The following is an 18685-nucleotide window of genomic DNA, read 5'->3' on the forward strand; positions in this document are numbered from 1 at the left end:
CGGCCGGCCGGGGTGAATTCCGGGGCCGCTACCGTTCCAGCTGCGCCCTCATCCACTCCTCCACTTCGCCCACGTGCGCGGCCGCGGCCGCCCGTGCGGCCTCCGGGTCCCGGGCGGTCAGTGCCCGGAAGATGGCGGCGTGTTCGCGGCGGGTTCGGGAGAAGGCCCCCTCTTCCTGGTAGCCGCGCCAGACACGGGCGCGGAAGGTGCGTGAGGACAGGCCGTCCAGGATCGCGGCCATCGTCTCGTTGCCCGCGGCCACCGCGATCTCCCGGTGGAAGGCGAGGTCGTGGGCGAGGATCTCCTCCGGATCGTCCGTGGTGTTCATCGCCGTCAGGTGTTTCTCCACCTCGGCGAGCTGGTCCGGGGTGATCCTGGCCGCCGCCAGCGCGGTCGCCGTCGACTCCAGAATGCGGCGCACCTCGAGCAGTTCCACCAGGCGCGGGCCTCGGGAGAGGTCGGCGACCACGCCGAACGTCTCCAGCAGGTCACCGGCCTCCAGCCGGGTGACGTAGATGCCCGAGCCGTGCCGGGCCTCCAGCACGCCGAGCACGGTCAGCGCGCGGATCGCCTCACGCATCGAACTGCGGGAGATGCCCAGTTGGGCCGCGAGGTCCCGCTCGGTGGGCAGGCGCTGCCCGGGCTCCAGCAGGCCCTCGGCGATCATCGCCTTGATCCGCTCAATGGCGCGCTGCGTCACTGTGCCCTTCTGCGGAGCGGCCGCGGCGGTCTCCGGTTCCTTCTCCCCCGTAGCGGTTTCGTCCACGCCACTCCTCCTGTCACCGTGCGCCGCAGTCTAGCCATCGAGGTGGTCCGACCACTACGGCCGGAACGCGGGAAATCTTGACGCAGCAGGGTGTTGTGGACGCCAAGTGGTCTGATAAGTATGCGGCCAACTGCTCGATTTCGCTCGATGAGGAGCCGACAGATGGCCGGCAGCACAGCGCGGAACGAACGGCAAGGCAGGCGGCGGCAAGGCAGGCGATTCTCCTCGTGGACGGTGCGCGCGACGGCCGCGGCCGTCTGCGGCACCCTGGCACTCACGGCATGCGGCAGCACCAAGGACAGCGGCGCGACGGGCGCCAAGGGGGACGGCAACGGCAAGGTCGGGGTGATCCTTCCCCTGCTGACCTCGCCTTTCTGGCAGTCGTACAACGACTACGTGCCCAAGATGGCCACGTCCCAGGGCGTCGACGCACTGAAGACGGTCAACTCCAACAGTGACCCCTCGCAGCAGATCACCGACATCAACAACGAGCTCAACCAGGGCGTAGAGGGCCTCGTGGTCGCCCCGTTGGACAGCGCCGCCATCCAGGCCGGACTCGACCAGGCCGAGCGCAAGGGCGTCCCCGTGGTCGCCGTCGACGTGGCACCCGACAAGGGCAAGGTCGCCATGGTCGTGCGGGCGGACAACGTCGCCTACGGCGAGAAGGCCTGCCAGTATCTGGGCGCGCACATCAGCTCGGGCAAGGTCGTGCAGGTCATGGGCGACCTGGCCTCGGTCAACGGCCGCGAACGGTCGGAGGCGTTCCGCTCCTGCGTGCGGAAGAACTTCCCCACCTTGAAGGTGCTGGAGATCCCCGCCAAATGGGAGTCCGACACCGCCGCCTCCAAACTCGACACGCTCCTCAACGCCAACCCCGACATCAAGGGCATCTATATGCAGGCGGGCGGTGTCTACCTCGCGCCCACGCTGCAGACCCTGAAGTCCAAGAAGATGCTGAAGAAAGCGGGCACTGCCGGGCACATCGTCATCGTCTCCAACGACGGCATCCCGCAGGAGTACGAGGCCATCCGCAAGGGCGAGATCGACGCCACCGTCTCGCAGCCCGCCGACGACTACGCCAAGTACGGCATGTACTACATCAAGGCGGCGATGCAGGGCAGGACGTTCAAGCCGGGCCCCACCGACCACGGTTCCACGATCGTCAAGCTGCCCAGCGGCATCCTCGAGGACCAACTGCCCGCGCCACTCGTCACCAAGGACAACGTCGACGACCCCAACCTCTGGGGCAACACGGTCCGATGAGCAGCCCCGACACCACCCCGCTGGTTCAGGCGCGGGGCATCGTCAAGCGCTACGGACCCACCGTCGCCCTCGCCGACGGCCGGCTCACCGTCCTGCCCGGCGAGTCCCACGCCCTCGTCGGCCGCAACGGCGCCGGCAAGTCCACCCTCGTCGCCGTGCTCACCGGCCTCCAGGCGCCCGACGAGGGCGAGATCCGCTTCGACGGCGAGCCCGCGCCCGCGCTCACCGACCGCGACGCCTGGCGCCGCAAGGTCGCCTGTGTGTACCAGAAACCGACCGTCATTCCCGAACTGACGGTCGCGGAGAACCTGTTCATCAACCGTCAGCCCACAGGCCGCGGACGCCTCATCAGCTGGCGCCGGCTGCGGAAGCAGGCCGCCGACCTCCTCGACACCTGGGACGTGCACGTCGACCCGGAGGCCCGTACCTGCGAACTCAGGATCGAAGACCGGCAGATGGTCGAGATAGCGCGGGCGCTGAGCTTCGGCGCGCGGTTCATCGTCCTCGACGAGCCCACCGCACAACTCGACAACCGCGAGATCGAGCGGCTGTTCACGCGGATGCGCGCCCTGCAGGACTCCGGCGTCACCTTCCTGTTCATCTCACACCACCTCCAGGAGGTGTACGAGGTCTGCCAGACCGTCACCGTGCTGCGCGACGCCCGCTGGATCACGACCGCACCGGTCGCCGACCTGTCGCGCGCGGCCCTGGTGGAGGCGATGGCGGGAGAGCCGGTCGCGGAGCACGAACGCGGATACGTACGCGAAGCGGACGCCGTCGGCACTCCCGTGGTGCTCGACGCGCGCGGGCTCACCTCCGAGGCGTACGCGGACGTCGACCTCACCGTCCGCGGCGGCGAGGTCGTCGGACTCGCCGGCTCCAGCGGCAGCGGCAAGATCGAGCTGGCCGAGACCTTCGCCGGACTGCACACTCCGACCGGCGGGACCGCCGACCTCGACGGCAGAAAACTCCCGTTCGGCGATGTGCGGGCCGCGCTCAGGGCGGGCGTCGGCTGCGTGCCCCGCGATCGGCACGAGCAGGGTCTCGTGGCCGGCATGACGGTCGGCGACAACGCCACCATGAGTGTGCTGGACCGGCTCGGCCGCTTCGGCTTCGTCTCCACCGACACCAAACGCGGTGTCGCCGGCGAGCTGATCGAACGCCTCGGCATCCACACCGAGGGCCCCGAACAGCCTGTGACGGACCTGTCCGGCGGCAACGCGCAGAAAGTCGTCATGGCCCGCGCCCTCGCCTCCGACCCGCACCTGCTCGTGCTCATCAACCCCACCGCCGGCGTCGACGTGAAGTCCAAGGAGTCACTGCTGGCGCGGATGGACAACGCCCGCGAGGACGGCACCGCCGTCCTCGTCGTCTCCGACGAACTCGACGACCTGCGCCGCTGCGACCGCGTCCTCGTCCTCTTCCACGGCCACGTCGTCGCCGAGCACCCGGCGGGCTGGCGCGACCACGAGCTGATCGCCTCCATCGAAGGAGTGGACCATGGCTGACACCAAGGCGGCCCTGCCGCTCGCGCCGCCACGCGCCGCCACGGGATCGGCCAGAACGGTCCTGCTGCGCCGGGCCCGCGAACTCGCCCTGTTGCCCGCACTGTTGATGCTGATGGTGCTCGGCACGGTCGTCAACGACTCGTTCCTCACCGAGCGCAACCTGATCTCGATCCTCGGTGCCTCCGCCGCCCTCGCCATGGTCGTGCTCGCCGAATCGCTGGTGCTGATCACGGGCAAGTTCGACCTGTCCCTGGAGTCGGTCGTCGGTATCGCACCGGCCGTGGGCGCCCTCCTCGTGCTCTCCTCGGACCAGTCCGGATGGGGCGTGAAGCTCCCGGCGCCGCTCGCCGTGCTCGCGATCCTGGTGGTGGGCGCGGTCGTCGGCCTCTTCAACGGCGTCCTCGTCGTCAGGTTCAAACTCAACGCCTTCATCGTGACCCTGGCGATGCTGATCGTGCTGCGGGGTCTGCTGGTCGGTGCCACCAAGGGCAAGACGCTGTTCGGCATGCCCGACAGCTTCTATTCCCTGGCCACCACCACCTTCCTGGCCATGCCGTTGTCGGTGTGGCTGGCCGCCGTCGCCTTCGCGGTCGCCGGGCTGTTGCTGAAGTACCACCGCGTCGGACGGTCCCTGTACGCCATCGGCGGCAACACGGAGGCGGCTCGCGCGGCCGGCATCCGCGTCGAGCGGGTCATGCTCGGCGTGTTCGTCGTCGCGGGCGTCCTGGCCTCGGCCGGAGGGATCATGCAGACCGGCTACGTCGGCGCGATCAGCGCCAACCAGGGCCAGAACATGATCTTCACGGTGTTCGCGGCGGCGGTGATCGGCGGCATCAGCCTGGACGGCGGCAAGGGCACCATGTTCGGCGCCCTGACGGGGGTACTTCTGCTCGGCGTCGTGCAGAACCTGCTCACCCTCGCCCAGGTGCCGTCGTTCTGGATCCAGGCGATCTACGGCGGAATCATCCTGGTCGCGCTCATGATCGCCCGTGTGACGACGGGCCGTGCCCAGGACTGACCCGCCGGTTCTCCCGTCACCGACCGAAAGGCCATCAGTGTCTGCGACGCCCGCCCGCATCATCGCGGTCGACACCCACGACATCCGCTTCCCCACATCGCGCGAACTCGACGGCTCCGACGCCATGAACCCGGACCCCGACTACTCGGCGGCCTATGTCGTACTGCGCACGGATGAGGACGGCGGAGCGGAGGGACACGGCTTCACCTTCACCATCGGACGGGGCAACGACGTCCAGGTCGCCGCGATCCACGCGCTGCGCCACCACGTGGTCGGACGCCTGGTCGACGACGTGTGCGGCGACCCCGGCTCGCTCTTCCGGGACCTGATCGGCGACAGTCAACTGCGCTGGCTGGGACCGGAGAAGGGCGTGATGCACATGGCGATCGGGGCGGTCGTCAACGCCGTGTGGGACCTCGCCGCCAAGCGCGCGCAGCAGCCCCTGTGGCGGCTGCTCGCCGAAGCCGACCCCGAGTGGCTGGTGAGCCAGATCGACTTCCGCTACATCACCGACGCGCTCACCCCCGAGGAGGCGCTCCAGATCCTGCGTCGTGGCCGGCAGGGCGCGACGGAGCGCACGACGCACCTGCTCCAGCGCGGCTACCCCGCCTACACGACCTCGGCGGGCTGGCTCGGCTACGACGACGACAAGCTCAGCCGGCTCGCCGCCCAGGCCGTTGCCGACGGATTCACCCAGATCAAGCTGAAGGTCGGTGCGGACCTTGACGACGACGTGCGCCGCTGCCGGGTGGCCCGCACGGTCGTCGGGCCGGACATCCGCATCGCCATCGACGCCAACCAGCGCTGGGGCGTGGCCGAGGCGATCCGCTGGACCCGGGCGCTCGCCGCGTTCGACCCGTACTGGATCGAGGAACCCACCAGCCCCGACGACATCCTCGCCCACGCGGCGGTCCGCGAGGCCGTGGCCCCCGTGAAGGTCGCCACCGGCGAGCACGTGCACAACCGCATCGTCTTCAAACAGATGCTCCAGGCAGGCGCCCTCGACGTGCTCCAGATCGACGCGGCCCGCGTCGCCGGCGTCAACGAGAACCTCGCGATCCTGCTGCTGGCCGCCAAGTACGGAGTCCCCGTCTGCCCGCACGCGGGCGGGGTCGGCCTGTGCGAACTCGTGCAGCACCTGGCGATGTTCGACTACGTCGCGGTCTCCGGCACCACCGAGGACCGGGTCATCGAGTACGTCGACCACCTCCACGAGCACTTCCTGAACCCGGTGGTGATCCAGAACGGTCACTACGCGGCCCCCACCGCCCCGGGCTTCTCGGCCGCCATGCGGACGGAGTCCATCGCGCGGTACACCTTCCCCGGCGGCACCTTCTGGGCCGCCGACCCCGACTTGCAGAAGGGACATGCGGCATGAGCGACTTCCAGGGACTCACGGCGCTGGTGACGGGAGGCGCCTCCGGTATCGGCAGGGCGAGTGCCGAACTCCTCGCCGAGCGCGGCGCGCAGGTCGCCGTCCTGGACCTGGACCCGTCGTCCGTGGTGAAGCCGCTGCTCGCCTTCCGCGCCGACGTCACCGACGACGCCTCGGTGCGCAGGGCCGTCGAGCAGGCCGCCGAAGCCCTCGGGGGACTCGACGTCCTGGTGAACAACGCCGGCATCGGCGCCCAGGGCACCGTCGAGGACAACGACGACGAGGAGTGGCACCGCGTCTTCGACGTCAACGTCCTCGGCATGGTCCGCATCACCCGCGCCGCCCTGCCGCACCTGCGCGCCTCCTCGCACGCGGCGATCGTCAACACCTGCTCCATCGCGGCCACCGCCGGCCTGCCCCAGCGCGCCCTGTACAGCGCGACCAAGGGCGCCGTGTACTCCCTCACCCTCGCCATGGCCGCCGACCACGTCCGCGAGGGCATCCGCGTCAACTGCGTCAATCCCGGCACGGTGGACACACCGTGGGTCGGCCGCCTGCTGGACGCCGCCCCCGACCCGGCCGCCGAACGCGCCGCACTTCAGGCCCGGCAGCCCACCGGCCGCCTCGTCACCGCCGCCGAAGTCGCCGGCGCCATCGCCTATTTGGCCGGTCCCCTGTCCGGCGCCACGACCGGAACCGCACTCGCCGTCGACGGCGGCATGCAGGGCCTGCGGCTACGCCCGGCGGACCGGTGACCGCCCCGGTCCGCACCGTCGTCAAGGTCGCCACGCTGAGCTTCGGCGCCGCCTGGATCGGCAACCTCCACCGGCACGCTGGTGACGAGGAGGCGCACGAGGCGGTGGGCCGCCGCCTGCAGCCCGCCGACCGTACGGACGACGACCTGACCAACCACTACGCGGTACCCCGCCGTGGCCAGCGTTCTGGTGGGTGTCGGCTCGGCCGCCGAAGTCCGCGACTGCGCAGAGCAGTTCGCAATCCACTTTCCCACCGCCTTCTGGCGGGAACTGCGCGAGACGGGTCTGCTGCCCACGGAGGAGTCTTCATGAAAGTCGCCCTTCACACCAAGGTCCGGCCCGACCGGATCGCCGACTACGAGGCCGCGCACCGGGAGGTCCCGGCCGAGCTGACCGCCGCCATCCGCGCCGCCGGGGCCACCTCCTGGACGATCTGGCGCAGCGGCACCGACCTCTTCCACCTGCTGGAGTGCGAGGACTACCCTCGCCTCCTCGCCCAGCTGGAGCGGCTGCCGGTCAACGTCGCCTGGCAGGCCCGCATGGCCGAACTGCTCGACGTCGTGCACGACTACTCCCGCGGGGGAGCCGAGGCAGGGCTGCCCGTCGTATGGGAGCTGCGGTGACCGTGGACGCCCACCATCACGTCTGGGACCTGTCGATCCGCGACCAGGACTGGATCACGGGCCCCCGACTCCGGCCGATCAGAAGAAACTTCACCGTGGACGACCTGGAACCCAGTGCCGCGGCGGCCGGAGTGGCCCGCACGGTACTCGTCCAGACGGTCACCGTGCTGGAGGAGACCCCCGAACTGCTGGCTCTCGCCGCCGGGCACGATCTGATCGCCGGTGTCGTCGGCTGGACCGACCTCACCCGCCCCGACGTCGTCGACGAACTCGCCCGCCTGCGCACACTCCCCGGCGGCCGCTTCCTGAAGGGCATCCGCCACCAGGTGCAGGACGAGCCCGACCCGGAATGGCTGCTGCGGGCCGACGTACGGCGGGGCCTGGCCGCCGTGGCCGACGCGGGCCTCGCCTACGACCTGGTCGTCCTGCCCCACCAGCTTCCGGCCTGCGTGGAGGCGGCCGCGCTCCTCCCGGGGCTCACCTTCGTCCTCGACCACCTGGGCAAGCCACCCATCGTCTCCGGAGAACTGGAGCCCTGGGCGAGCGCCGTACGTGCGCTCGCCGGGCGACCCAACACCGTCTGCAAGCTGTCGGGCATGGTCACGGAGGCCGACCTCACCTCCTGGATGCCGGCCGACCTGCGCCCCTACGCGGACGTGGTGCTGGAGGCCTTCGGCCCGGACCGCCTGATGTACGGCTCGGACTGGCCGGTGTGCACCCTCGCGGCATCCTACGAGGAAGTCCTGGCCACGGCCCGTGACCTGTCCTCCGCGCTCACCGAGCACGAACGCACCGTGGTCTTCGAGGGGACGGCCACACGCGTCTACGGGCTGGCTCAGTCGAGCTCGTAGTCGAACCAGATCCGGTGCGTGCCGCTCGGCGTCGTTCGTCAGACCCTCGCTGCCGGTGATCCCGGCCGGCTCGCCGGTGCCGCTGGCGGGGACGACGGTGAAGAACTCGGCCGCGCGGTCGGTGCCGGGAGTGCGCATCCGATCGCGCGAGCCGGTTGGGGCCGACCAGGCCGGAGTCTGCTCCCCGCCGGCGGCCACACGGCAAGTGGGACGGCGGCCCCTGCCCAGGGCGCTGCGTGCAAGGGCCGCCCGAGCCTTGCGGTCCTGTCACAGCGCAAGGCATTACGACGCTAAAACGCCGGCACCCGACCGCGCCCGCCCAGCGCATCGGCCGGGTGAATGCGGATGAACCTGAGCAAGGTTTCGAGAGACGGGGCTGAGGGTCTCCTCGAACCTGCGGTTGAGGTTGAGCGGCCCCGACCATGATCCCGACCACGGCAGGTCAGCACGCCGCGGCGGCACGAGCCGAGTCCGGCGGCACGAGCAGCAAGGACGTGGAGCCGTCAAGCCCGGCTCCACGTCCCCATCGACCAGGTCCAGACGTCAACCAGTCGAGGTACTGCGAAGGCTCATCGACTGGACACGCACCTGCGTTCGAAGTCCGTAGCTCAAGCGCACTGAGGAGGCCCGGACGCGGGCGCACTCCTGCGCCACGAACCCCCGCGGTCTCCACCGAGCAGCATGAGGCCGACCGGGTGACGATGGACGTGTACGGACGTGACCACGCTGCTCCCAGGAGGAGGTAGGTGTCATGACATCTCCTTCCGATTCCCCGGGCCCCGTTGCCCCGCACGGCACCGAGCCACAAGAGAGTCCCCTGGCCGAAGGCATGGCTGCCCTGGCGAACAAGGGCTGGCAGATCCTGTTCACCATGGGCCTCGCCAGCATCGCCCTGGGCGTCATCGCCTTGGTCTGGCCAGGCGCGACACTGCGGGTCGTCGGCCTGCTCTTCGGCATCTATCTGCTGGTCACCGGTGTCTTCGCGCTGGCCGGCGCCTTCGGCACGCATGTGCCCCGGCATCTTCGCGTACTGCATTTCATCACCGGTGCGGCCTCCATCCTGCTGGGGCTGATCTCCTTCCGGGGCACCCTGGAGTCGATTCTGCTGCTCGCCCTGTGGATCGGCTTCAGCTGGCTGCTGCGCGGCACCACTGAAACGGCTGCGGCGGCCTCCGCTCAGGAGATGCCGGCGCGCGGCTGGCACGTGGCCTTCGGCATCATCGGGGCTCTGGCAGGTGTCGTGATGATCATCATGCCGTTCGCCTCGATCGCGACACTGACCCTGGTCGTGGGCGTCATGGCCATAATCCTGGGCCTGACCGAGGTGATCCGCGCCATCAGGACGCGCGTCGAGATCGGCCATCTCGCTGCGGGCACGGCCACCCAGCGGCGGCCCCTGTTCCACGCCCGCCCGCACCCCCAGCACTGACCGGCGGAGCCGGATCGGGCGGCTGAGGCGAGCGGCGGGCCACACCTTGTCCGTCCCCTCCCCCACTCACTCTCTGTTTCTCCTGTTGCACCCGATGTGCGCGGTGCGACTCCGTACACGGATGGCACGGCGCTGACCGCGCCGGCTGCTTGGGCGGGGAGTCTCCGCATTCGGCCTGCGCGGCGCCAGGCCCATCGGCGGCCGACGGCTGACGGAAGGGCGCGGCGCCCTTGGCCCGTGGCCAGTGACCCGCGACGAGGCCAGCGACAGCGTTCCGGGGTGAGTCCGACGGCGCCCGCCATGCCTGCCTTTCAGCCCGCCGAGGCGCATCCGTTGGCCGGGGACCTTGGCGTGCTGGTGGCTGGGCACCATGTCGGGACGATCTCCGGGCCACGGACGTGGTCTACACGGCGGGGGCAGCGTCAACGCGGCACTTCGTCGGTCAGCGGGTCTCGATGACGACCTTCTCGATCACCACGTCCTGGACCGGACGGTCGTTGCGGGGGTTGGTCTCCGTCGTGGCGATGGTGTCGACGACACGTTGGCCGGCCTCGTCGGCGACCTCGCCGAAGATGGTGTGCTTGCCGGTGAGCCAGGCGGTCGGCCCGACGGTGATGAAGAACTGGGAGCCGTTGGTGCCCGGTCCGCTGTTGGCCATGGCCAACAGGTAGGGCTTGGTGAACGCCAGGTCCGGGTGGAACTCGTCCGCGAACTTGTACCCGGGGCCGCCGGTGCCGTTGCCCAGGGGGTCACCGCCCTGGATCATGAAGCCCTCGATGACCCGGTGGAAGATCGTGCCGTCGTACAGCGGTTCCGTGCTCGGCTGGCCCGTGTTGGGATCGACCCACTGCCGGTCGCCCCTGGCGAGCTCCACAAAGTTCCGGACGGTGTTGGGTGCGTGATTCGGCAGCAGCCGGACCATGATGTCGCCCCTGTTGGTCTTCAGCGTCGCGTACAGATCTTCCGCCGCCATCACAATCCTTCGCTACATCCGACTGGTCCGGCCAGTCTCCTGGCCTGACGGAGGGCACCGAAGCGACGCCACGGCATGTCACCCGCATGGGTGACACCGAGCGAACGAACACCCACCCCGGGGCAGCGTGCGGGCACCCGACCCGGATCACCGAGGACGACATGACGCAGAGCAGCGTCCATTTCCGACCATGCAAGTGAAAGCGCTGCACAGCCCGGGAGTCGGCCCGGCACGGCACAGCGAAGCCGGATCCCCGCCTACCGCAGCCTTCAAACGGCGCGGCAGGCGGGAATCGCCCCGTTCACGGGGGAGAGGACGAGGACGTCAAAGCTGGGCCGCCACTGTCAGTCCCTCCAGGACCGCTTCTTCCACGGTGCGGGGGGTGACACAGTCCCCGGCGGCAAAGACACGGTCGGCCGGAACGCCGAGGGCGACGGGGTCCAGGTCGTTGACCGGGTCGTGACCCTGTGCGAGGACGGTGCCTGCGACCCCTTCGAGCAGCACCGGCTCCTCGGTGAGGGTGTGCTGGAGGTACACGGTGTCGCTGTCGGCGCCGTAGAGCCGCACGTTGGGCAGGATCTCGATCCGTGCCCGTGCCGCCTGGGCCAACATGGCGGCTCGTACGTACTGCTGCAGGTGCTCGCCGGCCGCGAAGCCCGTGACGCACAGCGTCACCTTCCGCCGCTGGCTTGCGAGTTGAAGTGCGACGCCCAGGCCGATCCAGTCGCCGCGCCAGTCCGCCACCACGATCCGTCCGCGCGGTACCTCGCCGCCACGGATCACCGACCACGCATCGAGCACCACGGGATCGTCGATCAGCTCCAGCCGTGGGTGGCGAGGCCGTGCGCCGGTCGCGAGCACCACGGCGTCCGGCGCGGCGGCGGCAAGGGCTGAGCCGTCCATTCGTGAGCCCACGAGGATGCGGGCTCCCGCTCGTCGCGCCTCGCCCTCGAGATTGGTGACCGCGCCGCCGAACTCGGCACGGCCAGGCAGCAGTTGAGCGAGGAGCACCTGACCGCCGACGCGTCGTCCTGCCTCGTGGAGTTCCACCTCGTGGCCGCGTGCCGCGGCCACGGCCGCGGCCTTCAGGCCCGCGGGTCCGCCGCCGACCACCAGTACCTTCTTGCGCCGTGTGATCGCCGGCAGTACTCCGAAGCGGCGCTCCCGGCCGGTCTCCGGGTGCTGGATGCAGGAGATCGGGTAGCCGAGCTGGAAGTGGCCGATGCAGGCCTGGTTGCAGCCGATGCAGGCGCGGATCTCCTCGGCGCGGTCGTCCGCGGCCTTGGCCGGCAGATCCGGGTCGCAGATCAGGGCCCTGGTCATCGCACACATGTCCGCCTGACCGCCTGCGACGATCTGCTCTGCTTCCTGCGGCTGGTTGATCCGCCCGGCCACCATCACGGGGACGCCGACGACGGCGCGCACCTTGGCGGCGAGCGGCGCGGTGTAGCCGGCGGGCTGGAACATGGGCGGGGCGATGTGCTGGGCCCCGGACAGGCTGGACGAGCTACCCGCACACACCGAGATGTAGTCGACGAGTCCCTCGGCGTCGAGTTCGGTGACGGCCTGAAGCACCAGCTCGCTGCTGAGGCCGTCGTGACTCAGTTCGTCGCCGGAGATGCGCAGGCCGACCACGAAGCCGTCTCCTGCCCCCTCCCGCGCGCGGCGCAGCGCCGCGCGCAGGAAGCGGATCCGGCCCTGCCGGTCGCCACCCCAGCCGTCGTTGCGGGTGTTCACCTCAGGGTTGAGGAACTGCGCCGGCAGGTAGCCGTGGCTGGCGACGATCTCCACGCCGTCGAGCCCGGCCTCGCGCAGTCGGCGGGCTGCCCGGCCGTAGCCGTCGAGGACTTCGCGGATCTCGGCCTCGGTCATGCGCGCGGCATGACATGGAAGCGCTCGCTCGGTGTTGCGGAGGGCGCCCAGGCGACCGGTGCGCTGCCGTCCTTGGACTCCAGGATCTCCCGGCCGGGATGGAAGAGCTGGCCGAAGACTTTCGCTCCGTTCCGGTGCACCGCCTGCGCGAGCCTGGCGTAGCCGGGGACACACTCGTCGTCAGTGGCCATGAGCACGTGGGTGGTGTAGCGGGCGGATTCGTGCACGCCCGAGACCTGGAGCACGATCAGGCCGACGCCGCCTTTCGCGCGGGCTTCGTGGTAGGCGATCAGTTCCTCGGTGACCTCGCCGTCCCTGACCAGGACCGTGTCGTGGCCCGAGGACAGGATCCGGTTGCGCACTGTCACCTGGCCTATCCGCAGCGGGCTGAACAGGTGCGGGAACCTCACTCCCATGGAATGTCCTCTCCGAAGCCTAGGCGCATACGCCGAGCAGGACGCGCGCGGTGCCGAGCATCAGCTCGGCGTAACGTTCAGCGGTGAGCCCGGATCCGGATGCCACTGCCATTTCGCAGCCGTCGACCAGGGCCACCAGCGACCCGACGGCCTGGTCGGCCGGGACGGCCGGATCGAACTCCTTGCTCTGCAGGCCCTGGTGGACAATCTCGCGGACCAGCGCCTGCCACTCGGCATGGACCCGGTACACGCCTTCGCGCAGTTCCTCACGACGGGAGGCGCTCGCACAGAACTCGGTCCAAGTGGCGCAGCGCCGGGTAAGGGTGGGATCCGTGGTGAGTGCCGTGACAAGCAGTTCGAAGCGGCGCCAGGCACTGGCCGCGTCGGCGGCCGCCGCCCGCCAGCGTTCGATCAGATCGTCGATCGACCAGGCGAAGGCTTCGCGGAAGAGCGCGTCACGGGTCTCGAAGTAGTGCTGCAGCGCACCGATGGACACACCGGACGTCGTGGCGACGTCACGCAACCGGCCTGCGTCAAAGCCCCGTTCAGCCAGCACCTCGGCCGCCGCCCGCAGAATGCGTTCCCTCTGCTCGTCCATTGCCGCTCCCGCCGCTTCAAGCTCTCGCCGCCCCGTCCCGCGTTAATAATAACGCATTATTGTGAGGGGCAACACAATGCCGCCCCTTCCCGACACCCGGCGGACTCTCCTCGGCCTCACCCTGCGGCATCCGCATGCCGGCATCCACGCCACGAAGGTCTGCTCCACTCAGAACGAGTGCGAGCGGTCATGCCCAGATGAAGTCAAACGGCGACCTGCCAATGCCTCCTGCCCTGGTGACACCGCACCGAGGTGGACGGCGAGCCCCGTCCAGGCTGTCGATGTGTCACCGGCACCTGGGCACGGACTCGCCAGCTGGATGGCGGCGTGACCTGCGCCGATACCGCCGGCTGGACGGATCGCACGAGCAGGGCCCGACCGGGTGAGGGGGCGTCATGAGGCCCCACCCTTGGGGCTCTCACCTTCTTGACCACGGGACGGTCGCCCGGTCCACATCGGACGGCGGCCGGACTGGGCACAAGGCCACGACAGGGGTTGGCGTGATCCGGTGCACGCCCTGTCCGTCCCGGGATCTGATGAGTCGTCCGGGGCGGCATTTCCAGGCGACCCGCTGCCGCACGGGTGAGCAGGCGTCAGAGATCACCTTGAAGGCCTAATGCCTCATCAATCCATCCAGAATTTTCAGAAGATTGACGAGTCGTCAGCCATCAGCGAGTCGAGCCTGGGGGTGCCCTGGGTACCCCGTTCGGCTCCCTCGCACCAGCTCTTCCGATCTGCCCGAAATGACAGCTTTGGGGGTGGTCATTACGTTCATCACACGTCGGCTTTCACAGCCGGCGCCTCAGAGAGAGGAGCAAGGCATCATGATCATGACCCGTTCCACCGCCGTCACCGCGGCCATCTCCGCCGCTTCCGCACTCGCCGCGACCGGCATCACCTACGCCGCCGCCACTCCCGCATCGGTCCCCCAGACGGTCCCGGCCGTCGCCCAGCAGGCACCCGCCCCGGACTACGCCCCGATGGGCGGCAAGGGCAACGAGGGCGGCGGCCGCGGCGGCGAAGGCGGCGAGCGCGGTGAGCGCGGTGAGCGCGGTGAGCGCGGTGAGCGTGGCGAGCACGGCAAGCGCCGCCACCACGAGTTCGGCAGGATCTTCATCAACGAGCGGACGTACTCCGCCGCTCCGGACGGCTGCATCACCGTGGTCAGCGGCCTGGGCTCCAAGAGCCTCAACATCCGCAACGAGAGCAAGCGGACCGTCGAGGTCTTCCGCGGCGCTACCTGCGACAACGGCGCCCCCGTCGCCACCGTCGGCCCCCGCAGCGAGGCCAACGGCGTCAAGCCCGGACACTCAGGAGGCGTGTTCGTCAAGGACGGAGTCGTGGCCAGCATCCGAGTGGTCGGTCACCACAAGGGCGACTTCGACTTCGACGACTTCGGCTTCGGCTTCGGCTTCGACGACTTCTAAACCAGCCCCATCAAGCGAACCATCGAGAACCCCGGCCCGCCGCAATCGGGCCGGGGTTCTGGTCTCAGCCCCCGGGCACCGGCACGTGGCGCCCACACCCGACCGCCGCTTCGCGGTCCACGCGCCTTTCACGCCATACTAAAACCGGCCCGAAGGCACTGCGAGGTTGTCCGCGCCGACCACCTCCCGCTTCGCCGGTTCACCCCCAAGCAGACTCCCGCTGGAACACACCCAGTTGGCGGTGTTCTCCGACAGCATCCACTGCTCTTCCCCGCGGCGCCCAAGTGAGTCCGAACGGGTGACGATAGGCGAAAGTCCCACACCCGGTGCCCCTCCCCCGACCCGGCTCGCAACGACAAGCACCAGTCCCAGGGCGGAGTGACCAGCCACGCGACCACAGGCGCTTTCCCTTTCCGCACGCAAGACACCAGGGGATGCGCGAGACGAGCAATCGCCTGGTGGAAGACACGAGCGACGACAACCACGTCATGGACATCGCCCAGGATGAGGGCGGCAACTCGGGCCTTCATCGGCGGTGCGCCAGCGCAGGCGGCCGGCCGCGTCGCGGTAGTAGTTCTGCACCATGATCCGCCGCAGCGCCTGGGCCCGGGGCAGGACGAGTAGTTCGGCCCGTGCCGCCGGAGATGTTCCAGCAGCCGTAGGGCGTCGTCGCCAGTGGTATTGATCCTGGTCCGGGGCCCGGTCGAGTACGCGCGGTCGGCGAGCACGTGGACCGGGCGGGTACGCCTACCTCCGGCAAGTCCCGAACAGTGACCCCCGTGTGGCTGGTCGTCGACTGCCCTGGCCGGGTCGGTAGGGCTGTCAGGTGTGGATGCCAGAATCGGCGGCATGACGCTGTGCGACTACTTCTCTGCCGCTGACGACCAGGCTGCCGTCGCGGTCCTCCAGACTCCGGGAGGGCCGGGGCAGGCGGAACTCGACGTGGTCTTCCTCAAGAACATCGATCCGGTCGTCGCAATCGCCCAGCTCGAAGCCGTCATGACGCGCTGCAGCCACGAGGAGGCCGGCGAACGCTCGCGATCCGGACAACTGCTGTCAGAGCCGGAGGACGGCCCGCCGTTCGTAGTCAGCGTGTCGGACACCCTGATCGATGCCCTCATCACGGCGACGCAGAACGACCTCGTTCGCTTTGCCGAGCTGTGGTCGATGACCGATGAACTCCAACAGCTTGGGATCAGCGTCGAGGTCACGGCCAGCCTTCTGAAGAACCTGGCCGGACTGGCTCATCGCGCTCGGTCGAACGGCCAAAGCTTGTATTGCTGGTGGACGCTATGACTCACCGGCGCCCGGCGCCGGTGTCCTACGATGAGCCGTCAGCTCGATTGTGCCTCAATGCTGTTCGCGCCAAACGGAAGGCGAAAGGCCGGGAAGAGGGTGCGATGAGTGACGATACGGGGTCTGCCGGGCCGGGTGGCCGGCGAAGCGGTACCCGTCCCTGCCGACCCCGGCAGGCTGATGCCGTGCCCGTGGCCACGTTGGTGGGCCTCCGGGCCACCGCGCCGCAGGGGAAGGGGCAGGAGCTGGCCGGGCGGGTGCGCGACGAGGTATCGCGGTCCTCGTTCGGCAGCTCCGCCACCGGCAAGACCCGCGCCTTGTGGGAAACGTGCGGGAGGAGCTCTTGGCCTCTTGGCCAGCATCAGCACCGGGGCATGGGTCGTGGGGACAGGCTGGGCAGACCCGCTGCAACCTCCCTCCCCGCGGGTGTGGGACCTCGTTCCCATCTTGTGGCCCGAGCGCCGGCGGAGCTGACGATCCGTGCCCCGGACCGGCACGCTCACGCCCGGCAGCTGCTGCACGGCCACCAAATCGACATGCCGGACCGGTTCGCCAGCACGGACCGCCGCACTCACCGGCACCGCTGACGCCGATTCCCGGCCGGTAGAAGCCGCCGGTCCATGAACGCGTGCCAGCAGGCAAGGATCGTGACGTCGAGCAGCGATGCCCCGGCTTCACCTGCCGCCTTGATTGCACGGACAAGGGGCTTCTGCCTGCACTATCGCGGAGGTCAAAACTCTCGATACGCCCGATCGGCACGAGCAACCCGGTCAAGGGATCCCACCCCTTGGGCTACGGCCCTGACGGAATGCCGGACCCCCACCGGCGGACTGCCGAACGCCGACGCCTGCCGGGTGAGGGGGCGTCATCGGGGCAGGGCCTACGTGATCCGGTCCGTGCCCCGCCCGTTCCGGAATCTGATGAGTCTTTCGCGCCGGTAATTCCAGGCGACTCGCTGCCGCACGGGTGATCAGGCATCAGAGATCACCTTTAAGGCCTAATCCCTCATCAATCTACCCTGAACCTTTTGAGGGTTGACGTGTCGTCAGCATCTGGAGAGCCGTGCCGCCGGGTGCTCTGGGTACCCCATTCGGCTCCCTCACACCAGCCATTCCGATATGCCCGAAATGACAGCTTTGGGAGCGATCAGTACGTTCAATCACACGCCGGCCGCAAAAGCCGGCCTCTCTGAGACAGGAGCAACACACCATGATCATGACCCGTTCCACCGCCGTCACCGCGGCCGTCTGCGCCGCTGCGGCACTCGCCGCGACCGGCATCACCTACGCCACCGCCGCCCCCGCGCCGGCGCCCCAGGCGGCCCCGGCGGCTCCGGCCGTCGTCCAGCAGGCTCCCGCCCAGGCGCCGATGGGCGGCGAGTCCGGACAGGGCAAGGGCAACGAGGGCGGCGGCCGCGGCGGCGAGGGCGGCCAGGGTGGCCAGGGTGGCCAGGGTGGCGAGCACGGCAAGCGTCGCCACCACGAGATCGGAAGGATCTTCATCAACGAGCGGTCGTTCTCCGCCCACCCCGACGGCTGCATCACCGTGGTGAGCGGCCTGGGCTCCAAGAGCTTCAACATCCGCAACGACAGCAAGCGGACCGTCGAGTTCTTCCGCGGCGTCACCTGCGACAACGGCGCCCCCGTCGCCACCGTCGGCCCCCACAGCGAGGCCAACGGCGTCAAGGTGCACCGCACCGAGGGCATCCACGTAAAGGACGGGGTGGTGGGCAGCTTCCGGGTGGTCAAGCGCCACCACGGTGAAGACTTCGACTTCGACGACTTCTAAACCCACCCGCACCATGAGCACCATATAGAACCCCGGCCCGCCGTAATCGGGCCGGGGTTCTGGTCTCAGACCCCTCGGGGCACCCGGCACGTGGCGCCCACCTGCCCCTTTTCCCGACGGTCCACGCACCTTGCACGCCATGCTAAACCGACCAGAAGGCGCTGCGAGGGTGTCCGGGCCGACTTCCTTCCGCTTCACCGGTTCACCCTCAAGGGGATTCCTGCTGAAACATCCCCAGTTGGCGGTGTTTCCCACCAAGGGCCGCCGACCCTGCTGCGGCGGCCGGGTGAGCCCGAACGGGTGACGAAGGCAAAAAGCCGCATGCCTGGTGCAACTCCCCCCGACCCGGCGTGACCACACCCACACGGAGGCAGGGCGGCACGGAAAGCCACGCGACGACAGGGCACATTCCGCACCCAAGACACGACGGGGTGAATCCTATGAACAACCGCCTGGTGGAGGACTCGAGCGACGACAGCTACGTCATGGACATCCTCGACATCACATGCACCCCGGCACTGCCACGCCTCGGAGACCAAGTCCGCTGGGACATGGAGTGCTACCTCAAAGAGACGGTCGACCTGACCCAGGTCACCTGCCGGGTCATCATGAAGATCGGCCCCATGAAAATGCTGGACAAAAGCTACAAGCTGCCCGACCTGCTGGCAGCCATGGGCACAAGCCTGTCGGGTGACGCCCAACCACCCGCCGGACCGTGGAAACAGAC

General features: G+C 69.2%; 16 protein-coding genes and 2 pseudogenes. 13 read left to right on the forward strand and 5 right to left on the reverse strand.

The genetic code is table 11. From position 1 onward, the window contains the following. Positions 1 to 28 precede the first annotated feature (28 nt). Positions 29 to 766: a FadR/GntR family transcriptional regulator gene (locus ACWC91_RS22660; protein WP_225077426.1), complete on the reverse strand. Its 738-nt coding sequence runs from the start codon at positions 764 to 766 to the stop codon at positions 29 to 31. 162 nt (positions 767 to 928) lie between these two features. On the opposite strand from ACWC91_RS22660, the gene ACWC91_RS22665 reads away from it, so the two are divergent. The 9 genes and pseudogenes from ACWC91_RS22665 (at position 929) to ACWC91_RS22705 (ending at position 9588) form a co-directional block, all read left to right on the forward strand. Further along, positions 929 to 2029 carry a sugar ABC transporter substrate-binding protein gene (locus ACWC91_RS22665; protein ID WP_225077427.1) on the forward strand — a complete coding sequence of 367 codons (1101 nt, stop codon included), beginning with the start codon at positions 929 to 931 and terminating at the stop codon, positions 2027 to 2029. Further along, positions 2026 to 3537, forward strand: a complete 1512-nt coding sequence (locus ACWC91_RS22670; RefSeq protein WP_450641878.1) for a sugar ABC transporter ATP-binding protein — start codon at positions 2026 to 2028, stop codon at positions 3535 to 3537. Before ACWC91_RS22665 ends, ACWC91_RS22670 begins: the two co-directional genes overlap by 4 nt. Then, positions 3530 to 4555 carry an ABC transporter permease gene (locus ACWC91_RS22675; RefSeq protein ID WP_450641876.1) on the forward strand — a complete coding sequence of 342 codons (1026 nt, stop codon included), beginning with the start codon at positions 3530 to 3532 and terminating at the stop codon, positions 4553 to 4555. The genes ACWC91_RS22670 and ACWC91_RS22675 overlap by 8 nt, the downstream gene beginning before the upstream one ends. A 37-nt stretch (positions 4556 to 4592) precedes the next feature. Then, positions 4593 to 5933 (forward strand): L-fuconate dehydratase, encoded by a 1341-nt coding sequence (locus ACWC91_RS22680; RefSeq protein ID WP_450641874.1) that lies wholly within the window; start codon positions 4593 to 4595, stop codon positions 5931 to 5933. Beyond that, a complete protein-coding gene (locus ACWC91_RS22685) occupies positions 5930 to 6685 on the forward strand; it encodes an SDR family NAD(P)-dependent oxidoreductase (protein ID WP_225077431.1) in 756 nt (251 codons plus the stop codon). Before ACWC91_RS22680 ends, ACWC91_RS22685 begins: the two co-directional genes overlap by 4 nt. A 165-nt stretch (positions 6686 to 6850) precedes the next feature. Continuing rightward, a pseudogene (locus tag ACWC91_RS22690) lies at positions 6851 to 6997 on the forward strand (aldo/keto reductase); the annotation flags it as partial. After that, positions 6994 to 7308: an L-rhamnose mutarotase gene (locus tag ACWC91_RS22695; RefSeq protein WP_225077432.1), complete on the forward strand. Its 315-nt coding sequence runs from the start codon at positions 6994 to 6996 to the stop codon at positions 7306 to 7308. The pseudogene ACWC91_RS22690 and the gene ACWC91_RS22695, both read left to right, overlap by 4 nt. Next, a complete protein-coding gene (locus ACWC91_RS22700; RefSeq protein ID WP_450641871.1) occupies positions 7293 to 8159 on the forward strand; it encodes an amidohydrolase family protein in 867 nt (288 codons plus the stop codon). The genes ACWC91_RS22695 and ACWC91_RS22700 overlap by 16 nt, the downstream gene beginning before the upstream one ends. A 751-nt stretch (positions 8160 to 8910) precedes the next feature. Further along, the gene (locus ACWC91_RS22705) at positions 8911 to 9588 is read left to right on the forward strand and encodes an HdeD family acid-resistance protein (RefSeq protein WP_225077434.1); all 678 of its coding nucleotides are present in this window, start codon (positions 8911 to 8913) and stop codon (positions 9586 to 9588) included. Between the two features lie 442 nt (positions 9589 to 10030). Here ACWC91_RS22705 and ACWC91_RS22710 read toward each other — a convergent pair whose 3' ends face one another. From ACWC91_RS22710 to ACWC91_RS22725, 4 genes are all read right to left on the reverse strand, one after another. Next, entirely contained in the window at positions 10031 to 10561 is a 531-nt protein-coding gene (locus tag ACWC91_RS22710) for a peptidylprolyl isomerase (RefSeq protein ID WP_376502987.1), read from the reverse strand. 324 nt (positions 10562 to 10885) lie between these two features. Next, complete coding sequence (locus ACWC91_RS22715) at positions 10886 to 12433, reverse strand: oxidoreductase (protein ID WP_450641869.1); 1548 nt, start codon at positions 12431 to 12433, stop codon at positions 10886 to 10888. Then, positions 12430 to 12849 (reverse strand): oxidoreductase, encoded by a 420-nt coding sequence (locus ACWC91_RS22720; protein ID WP_450641867.1) that lies wholly within the window; start codon positions 12847 to 12849, stop codon positions 12430 to 12432. Before ACWC91_RS22720 ends, ACWC91_RS22715 begins: the two co-directional genes overlap by 4 nt. A 19-nt stretch (positions 12850 to 12868) precedes the next feature. After that, complete coding sequence (locus tag ACWC91_RS22725) at positions 12869 to 13447, reverse strand: TetR/AcrR family transcriptional regulator (RefSeq protein WP_450641865.1); 579 nt, start codon at positions 13445 to 13447, stop codon at positions 12869 to 12871. An 824-nt stretch (positions 13448 to 14271) separates the two neighbouring features. On the opposite strand from ACWC91_RS22725, the gene ACWC91_RS22730 reads away from it, so the two are divergent. From ACWC91_RS22730 to ACWC91_RS22745, 4 genes and pseudogenes are all read left to right on the forward strand, one after another. Further along, positions 14272 to 14874, forward strand: a complete 603-nt coding sequence (locus ACWC91_RS22730) for a hypothetical protein (protein WP_450641863.1) — start codon at positions 14272 to 14274, stop codon at positions 14872 to 14874. Positions 14875 to 15723: 849 nt separating this feature from the next. Beyond that, positions 15724 to 16170, forward strand: a complete 447-nt coding sequence (locus ACWC91_RS22735) for a hypothetical protein (protein WP_450641861.1) — start codon at positions 15724 to 15726, stop codon at positions 16168 to 16170. 1209 nt (positions 16171 to 17379) lie between these two features. After that, the gene (locus ACWC91_RS22740) at positions 17380 to 17958 is read left to right on the forward strand and encodes a hypothetical protein (protein WP_225077441.1); all 579 of its coding nucleotides are present in this window, start codon (positions 17380 to 17382) and stop codon (positions 17956 to 17958) included. Positions 17959 to 18398: 440 nt separating this feature from the next. After that, positions 18399 to 18685, forward strand: a pseudogene (locus ACWC91_RS22745) (hypothetical protein); the annotation flags it as partial.

The sequence above is a fragment of the Streptomyces sp. NPDC001204 genome, from assembly GCF_053598035.1.